The sequence below is a fragment of the Sodaliphilus sp. genome, assembly GCF_045598405.1.
Taxonomy (GTDB): Bacteria; Bacteroidota; Bacteroidia; order Bacteroidales; family Muribaculaceae; genus Sodaliphilus; species Sodaliphilus limicaballi.
In genome coordinates, this window is the sequence record NZ_JAZLLZ010000098.1 from 1 (window position 1) to 21,322 (window position 21,322).

A 21,322-nucleotide genomic window follows, 5' to 3' on the forward strand; every position below is an offset into this window, starting at 1 on the left:
ATTCAGGACGTTTCCCTGAGATTATGTCACAGCCCGGACGTGTCGTCATGGCATCCTGTGGAGAAGACCAGTTGACATTCGATGACAACAAGTACACTTTGTTCTTCCACAAACTCACTAATGCGCTTAACGAGAGAGACTGCCACAATGCCTTAGATGTTGACACCGATGGCAACCACCGCATTTCGATAGAAGAAGCCTTTGAATATGCCCGCAGCGACAACTACGACCATTATGACCGGGACAGCATCAACACAACAGATCTTGACCCTATATATTACCTGGAGCAAGCAACCTATAACTCTAACCCGAGCTTCCTGGGGAACGATGTCTCTATCTGCTGCTGGAACGACACCTCTGCACTCTATATCCGTGACAATGTCCTGGACACTGGCAAGGAGTATAACAACACCACTTCAATCCCCTGGTATTCGTCGGACATCCAGATAAGGCGCCAGCCCGACTACGGAAATGAGACCGAGCGCATCATGCCCGGAGACGAAAACGTGTATGTTTACGTGTCACTTAAGAACAAAGGCTACAAAGACTATTGCGGGGTGGGCAAGAAACTGCGTATAAACTGGACTTTGCCAGCGCTTAATGCATCTTACCCCGTGTGGAACGGAGAAACCTCCAGGCTGGGAGGCATAATTGATGACGTCCCTTTAATATACGATATTCCCGACGGCGACAGCCTGCGGTTCTGCACGCCCTGGTTTTTGCCCGCCGATCTGCGAGCGTATGTCCAGAGCAAACCCTACGGTGTGGACATAAGTGTTCTTGCGGAGATAATCAACACGCCCATAGGCAGCACTTCAGTCTGCACTAATGCCACAGGCACAAAATTCAACAACATTGGCGATGTGCTGAAACACAACAGCATGGCACTAACCAACGCTGTGAAAACTCATTTCAGCGAATACATACCCATAGGCATAATCAACGACAGCGACTCGACCGTCAACTATACACTGTCGTTTGAGACAGACAGCGCACTGAGTACCAACTTCATCACACACAGAATAACGCTGCAATTACCCGAAGCCATGTATCAGTCATGGGTAGGAAACGGGGGACGAGCAGATAACGTGTCGGCATCCGCTTCCACGCATAGCTTCTCGGTATCTCCAGGGTCAGTCATCTATGACATCCCGCTTGCGCCGCACCAGATGGAGAATCTAACACTGCGTTGTGTGCACCTCAGTGCCAACCTGAACGCATACAACGAGTTAGCGTTTGATATCAAGCTTTCGGCTTGCGACTCGCTGGTAGGTGGCATAAAAGTCAGGATCTACGATGATACTCGCCACTCTGTGTTACCGCCTATCATCAACATAGAAGAGCAGGGCCAGCAGAGAGTGCTGTCTGTAGTCAACCCAGAAGAAGACGAGTCAGTTGAATGGTTTAATCCTGACAGCGAATTTGCCATCGGCAGCGGAGAAAGCCTCGTGTTGCCTGCATCGGCATCAGGAGATTACCGAGCAGTGCTGACCAACAGGAACAACGGACAGACAAGAAGTTCTTCAGTCAACCTCATACCCGTGCCTACGATATGCAACGCTTATCCCAACCCGGTATCTAGCGTACTTAACGTTTCGCTGAGTATGCCCGCTCCTGAGAACACCTGCATTGTGTGCCAGCCGGTTCTGAGCAACAACGTGCAATATATTTACAACATTCCCGTTAATTCAGAAGAATGGATGATTGATGCTTCTTCATGGCCGGCAGGAACTTATATTGCCACTTTATATATAAATGGAGAAAAAACCAATAGTATTCAACTTTTAAAACATTAATTTATTATGAGAACAATCAAATTATTATCAGCAGTGGTTCTAGCGGCCACATGCGTGGGTGCCGTGCAGGCGCAGGAGAGAAACATCGTGCGCGAGGGGACAAAGGCGTTCTATGCCGCAAATCGTTTGACTACACCCTATCCGCCTGCCCAAATTTATTTGCTGGAGTTCAAGGGCGACACTGTTGTCAACGGCGTGACCTACAAGAAGCAGTACACCACCTACCGCAGCAAGAGCACGGGCGAGCTGGTGACCTACGTGAGGAACCTCGTCAGGGAAGAAGGACGCAAGGTCTATGCAATCCAGGCCGACGGCCCCAACGTGGACGACCTGGAATATGGCATCGTGAAGGTTTTCCCCGGCCCTTATTTTGAGAAGACCGGCGAATACAAGATCTATGACTTTGATGAGCCCGAGGCATTCTTCGGGTCGCTGTACCGTAACAAGCAGGACGACGGCATCGATACCGGCAAGAGCGGAAAGGAAATTTACTACCACGACCTGCCCAACGGCTTTCCCGAAGAAGGCAAAGCTCAATTCAATTGGGTAAAGGAGAACAACAGCGGCAAGGAGCACTCTAAGCTGAGGATTGACTACGAGCGCACCGTGGGTGAAGATATCCCCCTGATGAGCTTCGTGGAGGGAATCGGACTGTGTGACGGCGGAATAGGCGAAAAAGGCTGCTACGGATGGGCTAACCACTACGGCGTGGGTCGGGCATACCTTGGCTCGGGTTATTTCATCAATGTGTGCTTAGGCCTGTACATATACTTTGACGAGCAGGGCGAAGTAGAGTATGTGAACAACAACATCTATGACGACGATCCCTTAGACCCAATCAAGAATGCCTATGACCACCTCGTGGAAGGCATAAAGAAAGCTGAGCAGACGGGCATCAACGACGTCGCTGTCAACGGAACTGACAGCCCCGCCAACGTCTATAACCTGCAGGGTCAGGTGGTTCGCCGCAACGTCACCGCCCAGGATGCGACCCAGGGCCTCCCCGCGGGCATCTACATCCACGGCGGCAAGAAGGTCGTTGTGAAGTAAACATCAGCACATACACAGGGTATCACCCCTAGGACAACCGTGTCGCCGTGCGCCGTCAGCGAGCGCCCGGCGACACTTCGTTTCCACATCATGCCCAGGAAGATGTAATTCTCGCGCAGAACCCGCAGGAACTCCCCGCGCGGATCTCACTGATAACACTGATTTAATAATAACTGAAAGAAATTAAAATAATTAGAATAATTTCTTATTCAGTTAAATCAGAGCAATATGTTGTAACTATACTGCAAAAAATCTATTGCTGAATAGTTACGGATGTTGACAAAGAATAAATTTTTTGTTAATTTTTAGTTGATTTCAAGCGAAGCGCCTTTTCTCTTTGGTCGTATTTAGGTGGTGGCGCTGCGCTTGAAATACACTGAAAATAAACTGAAAATAATTTAAGATTCGGGCGGGGACTCTGTAAATTACAACTTGCAAACCTTGAATTAAGTAACATTATGTACTTCGTTTTTGGATGTGGGGAAAAATGACGCACCCTTGCGGGGGTTGTACCGCAAGGGTGCGTGATATTGATGCAATGACTTTTCGTCTTTACTTAACGAGACGAGTCGCCCCGATGGGAATTACTTAACGACTTTCTTGCCGTTGATGATGTAGATGCCGCGGGTGAGGTTGTTCTCGTTGATGCGGCGACCAGTGAGGTCGTAAGCGCCCTGAACCTTCTTCTCGGTGTCAACTTTCACGTCGTTGATAGCGGTGAGAGGAGAGGGAGTCTCAACGATGTAAGACGAGATGTCCATGTTGTCGTTGTTAGCCATGCCGAATCCCTGGATGTATTGAGCGTCGGCAGTGATGTAACCGGGAGCGTTAGCAGCCATGTCGCCCTTGAGAGTTTCGAAGTACTCGTTGTCGGGGAAGAGGTCGTTGAACATCTGGGGTTTCTCGTAGCCGGGGAACCAGATTGCGCCCTGACGGCCAAACATTGCGCCAGTTTCGGTGAAACCTACTGCTGTGCCATCGTTGGCAATGCCATACATTGCGAAGTCCTCGCTGCCGTCGCCGTAAACTTCAAGTTGCTTAGTCTTGAGGTTCATGCGTCCACACTGCACTGTGGGAGGCTCCCAGTTCCACATGTCATACTCGGGGCTGCAGTTGAGTGAAATCCACTCGCCGTTGGCGCTGACGCCGCGAGCCTCAAATGTCATGAAGGGCTTGCCCTGACCAGGCTCGGTCTCAAAGTAGTCAACACACACGGGGTCGCAGTCGTAGCCGCCAGCAGCGTTTTTGCGCCACACCATAGCGGGCCACAGGCCGAAGTCGTCGTTGAGGTATCCAACAACCACGCTGGCGTCGTCGCTGATGAAGCGTGCACCAGCACCGTCAAATGCGAAGGGTACTGCGCTTGCATCGGGCATGGGGAGGTCAATGCGCTCGTCGCCAATCCAGAGGCAGGGGTGAGTGAGATAGCTGCTGTCGTAGTAGTCGCCCACGATCACAGTGCCGTCGGGGGTAATGCCCCAAGCGTCGCTACCAGCCTCGCCGGTGTAGTAAGAACCCCAGTCTTCCTCGATGAGCTCGCCCTTGTCGGCATAGAGTTCAACCAACACGCCGTCGAGGGTTGCCTTTACGGCATAGCCCTTTGAACCCACTGCGAGACCATTGTTGCTCACGCCATGGAACTGGCCTTCCTCGGCCTCGGGGAAGTTAACGACACGATTCTCGTTCACTACCCAAATTGCGGGTGCATAGGTAGAATAGTTGGTTCCCACAACATACTGGCGGTTGGGTGACATAGACTCGCCCAGGAGCTGAGTTTCCTCGTTGATGGGGCTAACGGTTTGCGCCACAGCAGCAACTGCACATGCGGCAACAGAGAGTGTAGTAAAGATTTTCTTCATAAATGATGTTATTTTGAGTTAGTAATATATTCCCTTTTTTTAGCAGATTGCAGATTCACACTGCAAAGGTAGTGAAATAATTCGATAAAAAGTAACAAAATGCAATAAAATGTTGCATTTTTATTTCAAAAACATTGTTGTCCGGTAAAAAAAGAAAATATTTTTATTATGTTTTTTATGCTTCGCTTAGTAAATAGCTTGCTCTGCAAGCAAAATGGAATTACCTCATAGATAGTGTATTATCATTTTGAGGACAGAGTCCTCCATTTTCTTGGCGTGAGCCATATAAACTAAAAAAATCATTTTCTTTTTTTTGTTCTATAACAAGCCCCGGTTATACCAAAGTGTTGTAACTGACAGTGTTTGGAGAAGTTAGTACAACTCTCGCAACTTTAACCGGACAACAATAATCTTAATTATAACGCAAAGTTACAATAATTATTGCACATGGCAAGAAAAAACGCCCACGATAACGCAATGAAAGAAACAGAAAACCACATCACTAGGAATAAATCTACCAGCACTTTTGTGAACAAGAGGATGTTGGTAACCATATAGCAGTGACCTCAAGCCGGCCATTTTTAAGATTTTTCCTCCAGAAATTAAATTAATTTAAATAATTTCTTGTTTTTGGTAACTATTCAGCAATGGAACTCCCCGCGCGGATCTCACTGAACTCACTGATTTTTTCATTGAAAATATATATTTTGTGGATTTTTTAGACCTCAGGGAACTTAATTTCGGATTTTGACACCCTCGTGTCGGCTTTCAGCCTCTCGTTGTTAACTCAACTTTAGCATTTGATAATAAATATTACTAATTTACTGTCCGGCAGGACAATACCAGAATAACCCCCACCGCCGAACGAAGTGGCGGTGGGGGAAGAAATGCAACACGCACCGCGTCCAGCAGGACGCTAATCGGAGCAAATAGGTGATGCTCAAATGGTTTCACATGCTGAAGTTGAGTTGTTAATATTTCTTCAATAAAAAATCAGTGAGATCCGCGCGGGGAGTCCTCAAAAAAAGTTATTGGTGAATAGTTACCTCTGCGGGAGACCCACGCGGCACCCTGTTTTGCGGGCATCGTGCACATTTCTCGGGCGAGTTATGTGTTTTAAGGTTCATTGACGAGCATGATGAACTCGTCGTGGATGGGTGCGGGCATGGTGATGCCTCGTTTTTTCAGGGATTTGCACCACCCCATGCGGTCGGCGGGGATGAGGGTGTAGAGTATGTCGCGAAATTCCTCAATTTCGTCGTCGGTAAAGTCGTCTGGGGTGCGGCCGGCGAAGCGGTCGAGGTCTTCGTCGTCGTAGTAAACGGGCGGTTCGCCCAGTCCTGTGAGGAGCTCCTGCGACGGACACACCTCGTGGGTGGTGCAGCAGTCATCGCTGCAGGTGTCGCTGGGAGGCACAGCAATATCACACTCGTCGCTGTGGCGGTGCTTGCGGTCATATAACCACAAGGGCAGCCCCACGGCGACGAGCAGTGACAAGAGTATGATTGGAGCAATCATTGGTTCAAGGATCTTCCGGTTTTAGAGCCCGAATTTCTCTTTCAGCGTGTCAACGTAGTCGAGTTTCTCCCAAGTGAAGAGTTCTACCTCGAGGTCGAGCTTTTTGTTCTCATATTTTGAGACGAAATGCTTGGTTACCACCTGGGGCTCGCGTCCCATGTGGCCGAGCGATGCTGTTTCCTGGTAGATGGGGTTGCGCAGTTTGAGTCTTTCCTCAATGGCTTTGGGAGTCATGTCGAAGGTGCGGTTGAGCACGTCGGCAATCTCGGCATCGGTCATGTTGACCCGGGCTGTGCCGCGGGTATCTACAAAGAGGCTGATGGGCTTGGCCACGCCTATGGCATAGCTCACCTGCACGAGCATCTCGTCGGCAACGCCTGCTGCCACTGCGTTCTTGGCGATGTGGCGTGCTGCGTAGGCCGCGCTGCGGTCCACCTTGCTGGGATCCTTGCCGCTGAAGGCTCCGCCGCCGTGTGCGCCGCGTCCGCCGTAGGTGTCAACGATGATCTTGCGGCCGGTGAGGCCGGTGTCGCCGTGAGGACCGCCTATCACGAACTTGCCCGTGGGGTTGACGTGAAGGATGAGTTGGTCGTCAAATAGAGCTTGCACGTCTTGTGGAAGCTGGGCCTTGACGCGGGGGATGAGGATAGTGGCGATATCCTCGCGGATGCGTGCCAGCATCTGCTTGTCGGCAGCAAGCTGAGCTTCCTCGGTGTTGCCCTCGGGCTTGATGAACTCGTCGTGCTGTGTGCTGATGACGATGGTGTGTATGCGCACGGGCTTGTGGGTGTCGCCGTCATATTCCACTGTGACCTGGCTCTTGGCATCGGGGCGCAGGTAACTCATCAAGTGACTGTGCTTGCGTATCTCCTGGAGCTCACGCAGCAGCCTGTGCGCGAGGTCGAGGGTGAGGGGCATGTAGCTGGGTGTCTCGGTGCATGCATATCCGAACATCATGCCCTGGTCGCCAGCACCTTGCTGCTCGCCATCTACACCGCGGTTGATGTCGGGCGACTGCTCGTGCAGCGCGTTGAACACACCGCATGAGGCACCGTCAAACATGAGCTCGCTGCGGTCGTAACCTATGCCGGTGATGACGTTGCGGGCTGTTTCCATGAGGTCAATGTAGGCCTTGCTCTTTACCTCGCCGGCGATAACCACCTGGCCTGTGGTCACGAGCGTCTCGCACGCTACCTTCGACTGCGGGTCATAGGCCATGAACTGGTCGAGGATGGCGTCGCTGATTTGATCGGCAACCTTGTCGGGATGCCCTTCTGATACTGATTCAGATGTGAATAAATAGTTCATTTTCCAATTCTTTTTATTGTGCCCGCAACAGTGCGGACGGGTTAATTTAAAAAGTGGAAAATGCTAAAATCGGGAAAGGGATAATATTGTGATTATCGCAGTTTTAGCATTTTTTCAAGTGGTTGCAAGCAGCCAAATTTTTCCACCGTGTTTCTTTTTTGCGGGTGCAAAGGTACGTTTTTTTTGTGAAAACGCAAACTTTTTCCAGCCCCAAACGCAATTTTTTCTCCAAACGCCTGGCAAACATGACCGACTTCCCCCCACAGAGGCACCGAGGACACAGAGAGGGCGCTGCGCTTGAAATTTACTAAAAATAAGCTGAAAATCACTATTCTCCCGATATAAAACAAACTACAGATTACGCTGATTATTTATTTTTTCTCTGTGACCTCTGTGCCTCCGTGGGAGAGGATATAATAAAGTCCAGAGCATAGTCCAGCTAGATGGCTTGCCGAAGATTTTTAAACTATTTACCTTCATTCGAGTCTAAAAAAAGAAACGAAACAATTTGATATTGCGTAAAAAGTTGTAACTTTGTGCACTGGACTAAAATTTTAAACTTAATATAAGATGAAGAAGATTATTATTTCGGCAGCTGCTATGCTGCTTGCTGTGTGTGCTATGGCACAGAGCGTGAATGTGATCGAAGGTAAGAAACTCTATGACGCTGAACGTTATGACAAGGCGTTGCCTTATCTCATCAAGGCTGTGAATGAGGGCGATGCCGACAGTAAGGCTCGCCTTGCGACAATGATTTTCACCATGCAAGTGCCCATGTACAGCATGGACCGCGATGGTGCGCTGCGCATGCTCGACGAGGCCATCGAGGCTGGTTCGGTGCTCGCTATCGAGCGCAAGGGATTCTGCACACTCAACATGGGTAACGACACCAAGGAGGACAAGCAGAAAGGTCTCGACCTGCTCATTGAGGCAAGCGAGAAAGGTAGCCCCGATGCTTCGTTCAACCTCTTCAAGGTGTATCGCGATGGTATCAAGACTTATAGCGACGGCGAGGTGTGCGTGGCTCCCAACGAGGAATTGTCGCTGAAATACATCCAGAAGGCAGCCGACCAGGAAGGTATGGAAGGTGCTGCCTATGTGGGTTGGTTCATTCTCGAGGGTACTCACGGCTATAACAAGGATGCTGTGGAAGGTTCTAGCCTCATTCTCGAAGCATGGAACTATGACAACCGCATGTTTGCCGGCAACTGCCTGGAGCCCGGACGTGCCCTGGTGAAGTATCTCAAAGGCACCGGCAAGGCTACCGTCGCTGCTCCCATTGAGGCTCTGCTGCGCAAGTATCATCCCACAGAGTATTAATCCGACAGTCGGAACCTATATCTAAAAAAATATATTGCTGTCCGGTTAAAATTGCGAGAGTTGTTCTAACTTTCCAAAACACTTCTAGTTACGATACTTTGGTATAACCGGAGCTTGGTATAGAATAAAAAAAGAAAATGATTTTTTTAGTTTATATGGCTCACGCCATGAACCATGCCCGTGCCGCGACCAGCGAACCTCCCTTAAAATGGAGGACTCCGTCCTCAAAATGACAATACACTATCTGTGAGGTAATTCCATTTTGCTTGCAGAGCAAGCTGTTTTCTAAGCATAAAAATCATAATAAAAATATTTTCTTTTTTTTACCGGGCAACAATAAAAAATCCACGCAGGTGATTACGCTGCGTGGATTTTTTATTGTTGCTTAGATAGGGTGCTAGTGTCACTCCTTGATGCCGTAGAGCAAGTCGCCTGCGTCGCCCAGGCCGGGGACAATGTAGCTGTGGGCATTGAGGGTGTGGTCAAGGTCGCAAGTCCACACTGTGGTCTTGTCGCTGGGGAAATTCTCTTTGACATACTCGATGGCCTGGTCGCTTGCAATCACGCTCACCACGTGGATGTGTGCGGGAGTGCCCTTGGCGAGCAATGCCTCATAGGCAACCGCCATTGAACGGCCGGTGGCAAGCATGGGGTCGGCAATGATAAGGGTCTTGCCTTCGATGCTGGGACTTGCCAGATACTCGGTGAAGATGTCAAACTCATCGCTGCCCTCGCGGTACTTGCGGTAGGCCGAGACAAATGCATTCTCGGCATTGTCAAGGTATGAGAGCATTCCCTCATGGAAGGGCAGGCCGGCGCGCATCACGGTGGCGAGCACTACCTTGTCGGCGAGAGTGCGGGTATTGGCTACGGCGAGAGGGGTTTGGGTCTCGGTGTCGGCAAAGTGCAGGTGCTTTGAAATCTCATAAGCACAAATCTGTCCCAGGCGCTTCACGTTGGTGCGGAAACGCATGCGGTCTTGCTGGATGTTCTTGTCGCGCAGTTCGCTCATGTACTGTGCAACGAGTGAGTCTTGCTCACACAGGTTGTAAATCTTCATAATATTGAATTATAGGAGTTTAGTGTTTAACCTATTTAAAATTGCAATGCTGCGGTCGCGGTCGGTGGTGAGCTGGGCGCGCAGTTCGTCGATGCTACCCATCTTGAACTCGAGCCTCAGGAACTTGATGAACTCGAGGGTGATGGGCATGCCGTAGATGTCGTCATCGAAGCCGAAGATGTTGACCTCGATGCTCAGTTGCCGTCCGTTGTCGAGGGTGGGGCGGTGTCCCACGTTGACCATGCCCTGCATGCGTCGTCCGGCCACTTCCACCATGACGGCATAAGCACCGGTGTGCGGCAAGATGACAAGCGGGTCGAGATTGCCCACGTTGGCCGTGGGGAACCCTATTCCCCTGCCGTTGTGGAATCCGTGCACCACTTCGCCGCTCAGCCTGAACGGGCGTCCCATGCAGTTGCAAGCGTCATCGACCTTGCCTGCGGCGATGAGACCGCGCACGATAGTCGAGCTCACGGGGGCAAATTCGCCCAGATATTCAGGTGCTTTCATCACCTCGATGCCCAGCTTGCGCCCATTTTCCACATAGGTGGCAAAGGTGGCGTCGCGGTCGTGCCCGAAGCGGTGGTTGTAGCCCACGATGAGCACTTTCACGCCCCACTGCTCCTGCATGACGCGCATGAAATCCAGGCTAGTGTTTCGCGACAGCTCCACGGTGAAATCCATCACCGCCACATAGTCGAGCCCCATGCTCTCGAGCTGCTTAACTCGCTGGTCGAGAGTCATGATCATGCGCAGGTCGCCACCTGGGCGCAACACGTGCTGCGGGTGGTGGGCAAAGGTGATGACGGCGCTCTTGAGCCCGCGGGCAGCAGCTTGCCGCCGCAGCTCGTCGATGAGTGTGGCATGACCCTGGTGCACGCCGTCAAACATGCCTATTGTTGCGACAACCGCCCCCTGTGGGAGGCGGTCGGTGTTATGCAGTATCTTTGTCATCGGGGCAAATATTTCTTGAGGATGCGCATAGTGTCGTTGCACAGCTTGATGAAGACATCGCGGTTATTGAGCACGCTCGACATCTTCACCTGCTTGCTGCGTCCTTCAAAGATGAAACCAGTGTCGGCACTCTCGAGTGCGCGCATTGTGGGTATCACGCCTGCCTCGCTATCCACGGGCGGCTTGATGAAGTAGTCGGCAATGCGGTCCATCCACTTGTTGAGGGCGAGCATGCTCGACTTCACCACGCCGGGGTTGACGCAGTTGACGCTCACGTGTGAGGTCTTGAACACCGTGGAGAGGTAAATCGAGAAGAGCGTGAGCGCGAGTTTGCTCTGGGCATAGGCACCGAGCTGCGTGAAGTGCGACACGGCTGGGAACTCGTAGGGCAGCGACACGAGACGCCGGGAGATGCTGGTGGACATGATGATGCGTCCGCCTTCCACGATGAGTGGCTTCACGAGCATGGATAGCAGTGCGGTGCTCAAGAAGTTGACTTGGATGGCGTGCTCAAATCCGTTGGGCGACATGCGGCTCTGTCGCGGCAGGGTGCCGGCGTTGTTGACAAGGGCTGCCACAGGACGGTCCAGGGCCTTGAGGCGCTCCACGAAGTCTTGCACCAGTTCAAACGAGCTCAAGTCGAGCTGCAGGCATTGGACGTCTTGGTTCTTTGTCGCCTTGCGCAGTTCCTCGGCATATTGTTGTGCCTTGACTATGTTGCGGCTTGCCAGCAGCACGGGTTTGCCTTGCTCGGCAAGGCGGCGGCTGATGATAGAACCCATGTTGTCGGTGGCTCCGGTGACTATATATAGAGGTTTGGTCTGCTCGGTATTCATTGGTGATAATGTTAAATTTGAAATATCACGCAAATTTAGCGAAATATCTTTAAATTTCAAAATTTTTATCAGGAAGGAATGTTTGGTAACCAATACATGGACTATCATTTCCTAGAGCTCCGGGACTGGGTATAATAAAAACGGTGATGGAGACGTTAGAGGCTCGAAGAGCGTCACTATGCTCTCCGAGCCTTGGCGAGCTCGATGAAATCAAACCCCATGCAAGCAGCCTCGAAGAGGTACGCAGCATGGGGTATAAGCCTCACTTTGGTTGATGTCGCCGATGCCATGCTCGATGCTTGCGAGTATAACAACGCACCGTGCTGCGACCTCTACCGTAACTATTCAGCAATAGAATTTTGCAGAGTCCCAGCGCGGACCTTATGAAAATCTTTCTCTCGCACAAAGCATAAGGCAAAGAGAGGCTGAAAGCCGACACGCAGAACGCAGTTCTGCACATAACCCTGTCCTAACAGAGCGCAAGCGAAGGCAGGGCAGGGTAAACGCGATACACTATGCTGCGGTTGAAGACCGCAACCTTGCACGTTTCAACCCAGAAAGTCCATTAGAATAAGAACATGATTTAATAGACCCCACCGTAATTAATAGACCCATCTTTGTCTATAGTTCTCGTGCTTCGTCGAGAGTGAGGTTAAGGGTTTCTATCACAAAGTTTTTGTCGGCGCCAGCAGCAACCATCAACTTTGCGCTCTTGAGTTTACCTAGTTTCTCGCCTTCTTCGCGTCCCTCTGCACGTCCCTCTGCACGTCCTTCTGCACGTCCTTCTTCGCGTCCTTCTGCACGTCCTTCGTAGAAGCCTTCTAGTCGTCCCTCGCCACGGGCTGTGGTAATGTTGTCCTGAAGCACTACAATGTTGTCGAGATGGCGATAATAGGCTTCCAGCTCGGTCTTGGTCATGTGCTCTAGGATGAGTTTCTCTCGTGCCTCGCCCAGTCCAGGAGCATCGGCATCTTCGGGTATCTCGCCTGTGTTCAGGAAGTATATCCACTGCTCTAGCGGCACGCGCGACCACTTGTTGAAGTCGTTGACTTTGAGGATATAATACTCGGGATAGAGTTCGCTGACCTCTGATACCTGAAACTTTTGCTGCTGGAACCCCGACAATGTGAGCAACTCTCCGTTGTGCATTCCGCGAAACTCGGTCTTGCCGTGATAGACATAGTCAGTGCCGTTGCCCAACTTAAAATACACTATATTAATGCTATAGATTTTGCGTATATTCTCATAGCCCTGGCCGCGGTTGATGTATTCGGTCACAAGTTTAGATGTTCCGAAAAGCATACGCTGGAAATAAGCAAACTCGCTCTCGTTTTGCACTTCGATGATAAACAGCTCTCCTTTGTCATCCTCGGCAAGGATGTCAACGCGATTTTGCTTGTCATTGTCGTCCTCCATGTTGCTCTCGCTCTCAAGCAATTTCACGATGTGAATGTTCTTGCTCAGCAGTGTGGTTATGAGCCCTTCAAGCACACCAAAGTTGGCCTTGTCGCGCAGCATGCGTTTCATAGCCCAGTCAAATCGTATGAGTGTTTTTGTTGCCATGTGACTATTAATTTAGTAAACTTTTTGGCAAAGATACAACAAACAACCGATACAACCAAATGTTTGCCAAAGTAATTAGAGCTTAATGTTTTCATGCAACCATGACAAGAATGATCTGTGCATTAGACGATAAAAAACACCGTCCTGCTGATTGCAAGACGGTGTTGTGCGAGTTTATTAAGGTGGGTTAGAGAACCACTTTTACTGTTTTCGCTGTGCCGTTGGCTGCACGGGCTGTGACAATGTAGGTGCCGGGACCGAGGGTGGTGATGGTTCCGTTGCCTGTCACCTGTGCTCGTTCCACGATGGCTGCTGCGGTGTTGTAAACCAGCAACTGGGTTGACCCGGCATCGCCTGCGATGTCATAGACCAAGGCACCGTTATGCCCGTAAATCTTAACGGCGCCTATTTCTTTTTTTGACAGACCCGATGTTTTAGGGTTGAATGCCCCTACAGCCCAAGAGCTTGCCATCTTGCCACCGTCGATAGCCTGAACGCCCCACTCGTAATCTACGTCCTCGAGTGCTACGCTCATGGTGTAGGCTGTGGCAGCGATCTCGCCTGAGAGTTCGCCCACGCTCAGGTGGCCAGTGGTGAGGAGTGCGGGAACGGTCATGAAGCCGCCCTTGCTGCCCTTCTTGCGCAGGAAGATGTTGTAGCGCAGGCCTGCCTGGGGTGTGATGTCGTCTTTAGATGCTGTCCATGAGAAGGTTGCCTTCTGGGTTGTTTTGTCATATTCTACCTTGATGCCTGTGGGCACTGTGGGAGCAGTGTTGGCTGCGATGCCCACGGTGCTTGAGGTGTTGCGGTAGAGGATTGTTGCACATCCGTTTGAGCAAACCGAGCTCTGTGCCCAGCCCATGTTCCATGCATCGAGGTAGCCGTCGTTGTCCACATCGATGAGGTGGTTGTTACCGTGGCTGATGCGAGCAAACGACCACTGCTTGCCGAAGGGGTCGCTGTAGTAAGCGCCCACGGGCTCAAATGCCATGTCGCCCTTGTTGAGATAGAGCCATGTGGTAATCTCGTGCTCCTGACCGTGGCCGCCGATAAGGATGTCGGCAAGACCGTCGTTGTTCACGTCAGCAATGCTGGGGGTTGAGCCGTCAACGCCCTCAAAGCCGCTGAACGAGTCGTTGAGCATAGCGAAGGTGCGGTCGCCGTTGTTGCGGTAGATGAATACCGACTTGGCCATGTTGCCCTTGTTGCTTGAGAAACCAGTGACGAGGATATCGTTGAAGCCGTCGCCGTCGAGGTCGGCGGGAACGCATGCGCCGTCGTATGAGCCTCGGAAAGTCTGGGTGGGCTCGCTGAAGGTGCCATCGCCGTTGTTGTAGTAGATGTAGAGAACGCCGTCGTTGGCCTCATAGCCAGCCGAGACGATGTCGAGCAATCCGTCGTTGTCCATGTCACACATGTTCACCGAGCCGCGTGCGAGGCCGTGGAATGCCTTCTTTCCATTGACTGGGAGCTCAACCTTAGTGAAGCTCTTGCCGCCGTTGTTGTGGTAGAGGACTGTGGTGCGGCGGTCGTGCATGAGCACGTCGTTGCCGTAGCCGTCCTTTGCCATGTAGTCGTCACGGCCTGTCACCACGATGTCGGTAAAGCCGTCGCGGTCATAGTCGCCGGTGCCCACCCATGAGCGTGAGCGGCCGCCGTCGGTGGCGTTGTAGATGGGTTTGATGCCCATCGCTGCGTCGTCGTTCACCTGGGTGAATGTGCCGTCGCCGTTGTTGTGGTAGAGGTGAGCCACCACCTGGTCGATGCTGTTGTAGTTCTTGTCGGTGAGACCGGGATAGAAGATATCGAGGTTACCGTCGTTGTCATAGTCGAGTGCCACGGGGCAGCCGTAGTAGATGGGTGTGAACAGGTTGGTGTTGCGGGTGAAGCTGCCTTTGCCGTCGTTCTTGTAGTAGAGCGAAACGCGGCCAGCGTTGCCCAGCATGTGCTCGTTCCAAGCCGAGTAAACCACATCGAGGCTGCCGTCGCCGTCGAGATCCACCCAAGCCACGTTGTTGCGGTCTTGAGCGTGGAAGAACTCACCGGCAACTACACCGCCTTTTCCGCCGCGCTGGTTGGGCTCGGCAGGAACGGGAGTTGTGGCGCGGGCAAACTTGGGTGCCACGGCTGTGCCAGGAGCAGGACTGGGCTTGTGCTCGGGATTGGTGAGCTCGCGATAGTCCTCGGTGTATTCAAAGTCCTCGTCAACGATAGCTGTGATACCCAGATCCATGATTTGCTGGCCAGTACCTTGCTGTCCGGCAATGGCGATGAGGTTCCAGCTGTTAGGCTTGAGGGTAGCCAGGGCTTCCTTGTTGATGGGCATATACCAGTAGTTAAACACGCAGCCTGCATGAGCACCAGCCCACACACCGTTGATGTAGATGTCGATATCATCGTCGTGGAAGAGCTTGAACTGCAGCTTGTTGATGTGCTCTTGGGTGATGTCGCCCAGGTAGAACCAGCGGCGCATATACACTTGGTTGGTGTTCCAGTCGGTGCGCACGAGACTAGGGAATTCATTCACGCCATGGCCCAGGGCTCCCTCGCCCACTTTCCACTTGCTGTCGTCAAATGTGAGATCCTGCCAGTGGCGAGGAGCATCTTCGGTGGTGTAGTGCCACTTGTAGGCGTGTTCCTTGGCTGTAGAGAGGATGGTGCGCTCAACTCGCTTGGTATTGGGCAAGTCGATGCACTCGAGTATGTTCTGCTTGAGTTCACCGTATGGTGAATGGGGCTTGAGGACGCGGCGGTCGTAGGTGTACATACCGTTTTTCTCGATTTCCACGTCGCTCAGCTGGGTATAGACTGCAGCGTTGAGGCCCATGTGGTAGAGTTCCTTGATTTCCTCGCCCAGCGAGTTGAAGTAGGTGGTGAAGTCCTCGGGGCTCTCAACCACGGTGTACTGGAAGTCGCCGCCGGGCCAGATGTGTCCAGGCACGTGCAGCGTGATGCCGCCATACTCACCGCACACTGCTGCGCGGGTTGCGTGATGGGGACATCCGGGGTGGGGATAGCTGTGGATGTCGATGATGTTGCCCACGTTGCTGTCGTTCCAGCCGCTAGCGCAGCAAATGAGCGATGCCTTGCCATAACGTGAGGGAGAGAGCACGTTGACGTGCTGGTCGATGATGTTGGTCATGCGGTCGGTGTCAAACTGTCCCCAACCCTCGTTGAACACGATCCAGTGCACGATGCTGGGGTGGTTCTTGATTGCGTCCACGATGTTGATCCACTCGCGCTCCATGTTGGCCTTGGCCTGGGCCTCGTAGCCCTTGACCACGTTGCCGCTGGGCATATCCTGCCACACGAGCATACCCTCGCGGTCGCAATAGTAGTACCAGCGGTCGGGCTCAATCTTGATGTGCTTGCGTATCATGTTGAAGCCCAAGTCTTTCATTGCTTTGATGTCGAAGAGCAATGCCTCGTCGCTGGGTGCGGTGTGAAGGCCGTCGGGCCAGAAACCTTGGTCCAGTGGGCCGAGTTCAAATATCTGCTTGCCGTTGAGGTAGATGCGAGGTATCTTGTTCTCGTCCTGCTTAACCTCGATCTTGCGCATGCCGCAGTAGCTCTTCACCTCATCTACCACCTTGCCGTCTTTCTCAAGAGAGAGGAACACGTCGTAGAGATAGGGGTCGTCGGGCGACCAGGGGTGAACCTCGGTGAATTTGGCACGCATGATGTCGCCGGGCTTGCCGCTGATGGTGCTCACTTCCTTGCCTTCCTTGTCCTTGACTACAACCTTGACAGTGGTAGCGGCATCGCTGGCGCTGACCTTGAGGTTGAGCCACTTCTGGTCAAGGGTGGGCTCCATGTTGAAATGGGTGATGTGGGCTGTCTTTGACACGGGCTCGAGCCACACTGTCTGCCAGATGCCGCTCGATGCTGTGTACCAGCATATTGAGGGGTTCTTGCTTTGCTTGCCGGTGGGCTGACCCTCGACACCGGTGTTGTCATAGACAAACACCACGATATCCTGCTCGGTGCCGCTGTTGAGCGCGTCGGTGATGTCCATCGAGAAGGGGTCGTAGCCGCCTTCGTGTTCACCCACCTGCTTGCCGTTGACAAAGACGACGCAACGCCAGTCCACGGCGCCGAAGTTGAGCAGCCAGCGGTTGTCGTTGTGGTTAGCGGGCAGGTTGAACTTGCGGTGATACCACCACACCTGCTCGTCCTTCTTCTCCATGATGCCCGAGATGGCGCTCTCGATGGGGAAAGGCACGAGGATGGCCTTGTCATACTCGAATGATGTTGAGAACTCCTCATCGAGGTGTCCTGCGCGCAGGTCCCACACTCCGTTGAGGTTGATCCAGCTGCCACGTTCCATCTGCGGGCGCGGATACTCGTTTAGCACATTGGTCGGGTCGATGGATTCGCTCCATTTGGTCATTGCCGGCCCTTGCTTCATTTGCCACGTTGCGGCCTGCATGCCCAGGAATGACAGGGCCAGTGCAGCTGCAATTGCAAGTCTTTTTAGTTTCATAGTAGTATATTTTATAGATATTATTTTTCAAGATACAAAATTAAGGCTTCGCTTGAAATTAAAATAGTGCAGATGTAGCAAAAAATATGCACAAATGTATTAAAGACATAATACATAAATAAAGAATATCTAGAATTTCCAGGCTAGCTAGAAGTTCTAGATATTCAGTAGTGCTTATGTTGTAGGGGGGAGTTACTTGCCCAGTTCTTCGATTTGGCGCAGCATCTCGTCGTTAGAGTGCTGCAAGCCCAGGAAGATGTTGATGCCTATGCAAGCGCCTATGCAAGCGCCTATGCCTCCGCCCACACACATGCCCATGGCAAGGTCGTGGTCGATGCCCGAGTGCATTACCTCCCACATGAACCATGCGAGCCACATGACGAGCACAGGGATGCCTATGAGTTCCTGGCGCAAACGCATGCGTTTCATCTTCACAAGCTGGCGTGCCGTCTCGGCCATGTCGTTGCCCATGGTGTCGATGTTCATGCGGTTGATGAAGTAGTCGGCGATTATGAATGAGAGTAGCATGACCATGGTGAATGTTGTGAAGTACCAGGGCAAGTGGTAGAAATATCCTATGAATATCCATGCGGGGATGCCCACCAGTCCCATGAGGCACACCTTGATGATGCGCTTGTGCACGCCGCGCATCTTCCCCTTGATGGACTCGTGCAGGAGTTTCTCGTTGAGCGTGGTGGTGCGGTCGATGCGTTCCTTCAGTTCGTTGAGCTGCTGGCGCATTGCGTCGAGCTCGAAGTTTTCTATGTTGTTAATTTCGTTCATAGTTGTGTAGTGTTAAGTGTTAATTAAGATTGTGTGGTTGTCATTTCTTTGAGTTTCTCCTTGATGCGGAACAGCCGCACCGATACGTTCTTGGGCGAGATGCCCACTATAGCGCCTATCTCGTCGTAACTCATGTTCTCGAGCCATAGCAGGATGATGGCGCGGTCAAACGGGGGCAGCTGCGTGATGCGCTTGTGCAGCATTTCGAGTTGGCGGTTGTCTTCCTTGCTCTCGTCGAAGATATCGACACCCTCGAGCAGGGGCTGTGTGGCGCGGCTCTTCTTCTTGCGGTCAATGGATATGCATGTGTTGAGGCTCACCTTATACACCCAGGTGCGCATGTTGCTGCGTCCTTCAAACTTCTCATATCCTTGCCACAACTTGATGAGCACCTCCTGGAACAGGTCGTTCACCTCGTCCTGGTCCTTGGAGAACATGTAGCACACCGAGTAGATAGTGCTCTTGTTCTCTCGCACCAATTGCGTGAATTGTGAATCTTGAGTATTCATTGCGTTGTTATTTGTTTTTTTTGCCCATTAGACGCAGCAAAGTTAAGAAAAACTACAAGAAATTTCATGTTTTTTTAAAGATTATCCAGCCTATCCCGGCTATTCAGGTCTATCCCGGCTATCAAGTCTATCCCGTCTATCAAGTCTATCCCGTCTATCAAGTCTATCCCGGCTATCAAGTCTATCCCGTCTATCAAGTTTCTTGCTTTTCCCTCTTAGAGGAAAAAAACTCTCCATCAGTATAAAAACTCCCCGAGTTCCCCGAGTTCCCCGAGAGAAAAAAAACTCCCCGAGTTCCCCGAGAGGATAAAAACGAGAGGAGAAAAAAACTCCCCCGGCACCATGGCGCCGAGGGAGTAGATATTTAGACTAGAATATCAATTACTTGATAGCCTGGCCAGCTGCGTTATACATCTTCTCGCCCTTAACGATAACAACCTGACCGTTCTTGATGGTCTTGATGGCCTTGATGCCAGCCTCGGTAGTGAGGTCGTTGATAGCAGTGGGAACATCGCCATAGTTGAATGTCAGCTTGTAGAGCACAGTGTTTGCTCCGAGGTAGTCAACCTCAGCCTTGTAAGCACCGTTGTCATACTCGGTCACTGTAGCGGTGACATCGAGAGCTTCTACGCCGTCATAGTCGTCAGCGTCAAGGTAGATGCCTGTGTAACTAGGATAGACATCCTGCATTGTGTATTCGCCAGCCACTTGGTCGGTAATGAAAGTAACGTATGCCTCAAGGCCTGTATCTTCTTTGAAGCCCTGGAACTGAACAAGACCCTGAGATGCACTTGCGTCAACAAGCTCGGTCTCGTCGGTTGTGAACACAATTTCCACAGTCTCGGTGGGCTCGGGGAGTGCCTGAGAAGTGTAAGTGAGGTTGTAAGTGTCACCCCTGGTGTCAACAACAGTTACTGTATAGTCGGTACCTGCAACACCCTCGGTAGCCTTGAAAGATACGCTCTGGTAAACTATTGATGATTCGGTAGCCAATACCTTGCCCCATGAATAATCTTCAATCATGTCGTCAAGGGTGTAAACCTTGTTCAGCACGATGCCTGATGCATCCTGGTTGGCGATGTCGAAATAGAACGCGTAGTCTTCGTTACCGAAGCCAAAGTACCAGTCATTGTCGGGGGCACCATAATACTTAGACTGAACCTGAGTGATTTTAACATCGTAGGTCTTGGGAGCGGTTGCGGTGTAAGTGATGTGATAAGATTGACCATTGGTCAGCGTTACTGTTGCTTCATAGTCGGTACCCTCGGCGCCCTGCTTGGGAGTGAGCGTTGCGGCTGTGTAGCCAACGGCATTGCTGGTACTTGAACCATACCATGAATATCCTTCGTCCATGTCGGCAAGTGTATAGGTGTGGCCCATCTCGAGGGGAGTGGGATTGTTGGTGACGACGTCAAAGCGGAATGCTGTTGATGAATTAGACAGAACAACGTACCAGTCGCCGTCTGATGCGTAATACTGAGCCGAAGCGCTAGTGGCTTCAAATTCGATGGGACCAGCCTTGGGGGCAACCTTGTGCTTAGTTGTGGTTGTAGAGACGATAGCTTCCTTCTGAGTTGCTGTGGTCTTCTCGAGCGTTTTTGCTGACTTGAGAGTCTGGCCAAATGATACAGAGGCAATCATAGCTACGAGTGCAAGTGTAAAAATTTTCTTCATAATCATTTAGTTTGTTTGTTAGTAAAAATAATATGATTTTTCAAAATTTGTACAAAAGTAATAAATAAAAACGAAATAAACGCAATTTTCTGTAAAAATAAAAACAAATCAGTCGAAAATAAATCAAATTTGCATAAACATGCAACGATTTGCCCGATTAGCGTCATGCCGGATATCTCTCGCGGAACTCGCGGAAAATATTATTTTAATATATTGTTGTCCGGAAAAAAAGAAAATATTTTTATTGTGATTTTTATGCTTCGCCTAGAAAATAGCTTGCTCTGCAAGCAAAATAGAATTACCTCACAGATAGTGAATTATCATTTTGAGGACGGAGTCCTCCATATTTAAGGGAGGTTCGCTGGTCGCGGCACGGGCTTTGCCCATTTACCGCTGCCCACTCCCTTGAGCACGGTTCTTGGCGTGAGCCATTATTTTAATTATTTTAATTTCTTTCAGTAAAAAAGTAACTATTCACCAATGGAACTCCCCGCGCGGATCTCACTGAACTCACTGATTTTTTCATTGAAAATATATTAACAATTAGAGGCTGAAAGCCGACACGCACAAAGCTTGCTTTGGGCACATAACCCCCACCGAAGGGAGTGA

The 21,322-nt window shown here is 51.2% G+C and carries 15 protein-coding genes; 3 read left to right on the top strand and 12 right to left on the bottom strand.

The window, feature by feature from the left end; genetic code table 11:
• Window positions 1–1,796: hypothetical protein (locus tag ACKI3C_RS07355; protein ID WP_407403576.1), on the top strand; the 1,796-nt coding region annotated here is incomplete at its 5' end.
• Window positions 1,797–1,802: 6 nt separating this feature from the next.
• The gene (locus tag ACKI3C_RS07360) at window positions 1,803–2,846 is read left to right on the top strand and encodes a hypothetical protein (protein WP_407403578.1); all 1,044 of its coding nucleotides are present in this window, start codon (window positions 1,803–1,805) and stop codon (window positions 2,844–2,846) included.
• Between the two features lie 584 nt (window positions 2,847–3,430).
• Here ACKI3C_RS07360 and ACKI3C_RS07365 read toward each other — a convergent pair.
• The 4 genes from ACKI3C_RS07365 to ACKI3C_RS07380 all read right to left on the bottom strand — a co-directional run bounded on the left by ACKI3C_RS07365 (window position 3,431) and on the right by ACKI3C_RS07380 (window position 7,860).
• The gene (locus tag ACKI3C_RS07365; protein ID WP_407403580.1) at window positions 3,431–4,705 is read right to left on the bottom strand and encodes a hypothetical protein; all 1,275 of its coding nucleotides are present in this window, start codon (window positions 4,703–4,705) and stop codon (window positions 3,431–3,433) included.
• A gap of 1,116 nt (window positions 4,706–5,821) precedes the next feature.
• Window positions 5,822–6,223, bottom strand: a complete 402-nt coding sequence (locus tag ACKI3C_RS07370; RefSeq protein WP_407403582.1) for a phospholipase — start codon at window positions 6,221–6,223, stop codon at window positions 5,822–5,824.
• Between the two features lie 21 nt (window positions 6,224–6,244).
• Window positions 6,245–7,531 (bottom strand): methionine adenosyltransferase, encoded by a 1,287-nt coding sequence (gene metK, locus ACKI3C_RS07375; protein WP_407403584.1) that lies wholly within the window; start codon window positions 7,529–7,531, stop codon window positions 6,245–6,247.
• 92 nt (window positions 7,532–7,623) lie between these two features.
• Window positions 7,624–7,860, bottom strand: a complete 237-nt coding sequence (locus ACKI3C_RS07380; protein WP_407403586.1) for a hypothetical protein — start codon at window positions 7,858–7,860, stop codon at window positions 7,624–7,626.
• 241 nt (window positions 7,861–8,101) lie between these two features.
• Here ACKI3C_RS07380 and ACKI3C_RS07385 point away from each other — a divergent pair, with 241 nt between their 5' ends.
• A complete protein-coding gene (locus ACKI3C_RS07385) occupies window positions 8,102–8,851 on the top strand; it encodes a tetratricopeptide repeat protein (RefSeq protein ID WP_407403588.1) in 750 nt (249 codons plus the stop codon).
• A 403-nt stretch (window positions 8,852–9,254) separates the two neighbouring features.
• On the opposite strand, the gene upp is transcribed toward ACKI3C_RS07385, so the two are convergent.
• From upp to ACKI3C_RS07425, 8 genes are all read right to left on the bottom strand, one after another.
• On the bottom strand, window positions 9,255–9,911 hold the full coding sequence (gene upp / locus ACKI3C_RS07390; RefSeq protein WP_407403590.1) for a uracil phosphoribosyltransferase: 657 nt from the start codon (window positions 9,909–9,911) through the stop codon (window positions 9,255–9,257).
• Between the two features lie 9 nt (window positions 9,912–9,920).
• Window positions 9,921–10,865 carry a riboflavin biosynthesis protein RibF gene (ribF, locus tag ACKI3C_RS07395; protein WP_407403592.1) on the bottom strand — a complete coding sequence of 315 codons (945 nt, stop codon included), beginning with the start codon at window positions 10,863–10,865 and terminating at the stop codon, window positions 9,921–9,923.
• Window positions 10,862–11,701, bottom strand: a complete 840-nt coding sequence (locus ACKI3C_RS07400) for an SDR family NAD(P)-dependent oxidoreductase (RefSeq protein WP_407403594.1) — start codon at window positions 11,699–11,701, stop codon at window positions 10,862–10,864. The genes ribF and ACKI3C_RS07400 overlap by 4 nt, the downstream gene beginning before the upstream one ends.
• Before the next feature lie 621 nt (window positions 11,702–12,322).
• On the bottom strand, window positions 12,323–13,264 hold the full coding sequence (locus ACKI3C_RS07405) for an Rpn family recombination-promoting nuclease/putative transposase (protein ID WP_407403596.1): 942 nt from the start codon (window positions 13,262–13,264) through the stop codon (window positions 12,323–12,325).
• Window positions 13,265–13,451: 187 nt separating this feature from the next.
• Entirely contained in the window at window positions 13,452–17,747 is a 4,296-nt protein-coding gene (locus ACKI3C_RS07410) for an FG-GAP-like repeat-containing protein (RefSeq protein WP_407403598.1), read from the bottom strand.
• 192 nt (window positions 17,748–17,939) lie between these two features.
• The gene (locus tag ACKI3C_RS07415; protein ID WP_407403600.1) at window positions 17,940–18,530 is read right to left on the bottom strand and encodes a hypothetical protein; all 591 of its coding nucleotides are present in this window, start codon (window positions 18,528–18,530) and stop codon (window positions 17,940–17,942) included.
• A gap of 23 nt (window positions 18,531–18,553) precedes the next feature.
• Complete coding sequence (locus ACKI3C_RS07420; RefSeq protein ID WP_407403602.1) at window positions 18,554–19,039, bottom strand: RNA polymerase sigma factor; 486 nt, start codon at window positions 19,037–19,039, stop codon at window positions 18,554–18,556.
• Window positions 19,040–19,420: 381 nt separating this feature from the next.
• Window positions 19,421–20,713: a hypothetical protein gene (locus tag ACKI3C_RS07425; RefSeq protein ID WP_407403604.1), complete on the bottom strand. Its 1,293-nt coding sequence runs from the start codon at window positions 20,711–20,713 to the stop codon at window positions 19,421–19,423.
• Window positions 20,714–21,322: the final 609 nt, after the last annotated feature.

Coding starts and splice junctions, on each gene's coding strand:
- ACKI3C_RS07360 (WP_407403578.1), top strand. CDS start 1,803: ATGAGAACAATCAAATTATTATCAGCAGTGGTTCTAGCGGCCACATGC.
- ACKI3C_RS07365 (WP_407403580.1), bottom strand. CDS start 4,705: ATGAAGAAAATCTTTACTACACTCTCTGTTGCCGCATGTGCAGTTGCT.
- ACKI3C_RS07370 (WP_407403582.1), bottom strand. CDS start 6,223: ATGATTGCTCCAATCATACTCTTGTCACTGCTCGTCGCCGTGGGGCTG.
- metK (WP_407403584.1), bottom strand. CDS start 7,531: ATGAACTATTTATTCACATCTGAATCAGTATCAGAAGGGCATCCCGAC.
- ACKI3C_RS07385 (WP_407403588.1), top strand. CDS start 8,102: ATGAAGAAGATTATTATTTCGGCAGCTGCTATGCTGCTTGCTGTGTGT.
- upp (WP_407403590.1), bottom strand. CDS start 9,911: ATGAAGATTTACAACCTGTGTGAGCAAGACTCACTCGTTGCACAGTAC.
- ribF (WP_407403592.1), bottom strand. CDS start 10,865: ATGACAAAGATACTGCATAACACCGACCGCCTCCCACAGGGGGCGGTT.
- ACKI3C_RS07400 (WP_407403594.1), bottom strand. CDS start 11,701: ATGAATACCGAGCAGACCAAACCTCTATATATAGTCACCGGAGCCACC.
- ACKI3C_RS07405 (WP_407403596.1), bottom strand. CDS start 13,264: ATGGCAACAAAAACACTCATACGATTTGACTGGGCTATGAAACGCATG.
- ACKI3C_RS07410 (WP_407403598.1), bottom strand. CDS start 17,747: ATGAAACTAAAAAGACTTGCAATTGCAGCTGCACTGGCCCTGTCATTC.
- ACKI3C_RS07415 (WP_407403600.1), bottom strand. CDS start 18,530: ATGAACGAAATTAACAACATAGAAAACTTCGAGCTCGACGCAATGCGC.
- ACKI3C_RS07420 (WP_407403602.1), bottom strand. CDS start 19,039: ATGAATACTCAAGATTCACAATTCACGCAATTGGTGCGAGAGAACAAG.
- ACKI3C_RS07425 (WP_407403604.1), bottom strand. CDS start 20,713: ATGAAGAAAATTTTTACACTTGCACTCGTAGCTATGATTGCCTCTGTA.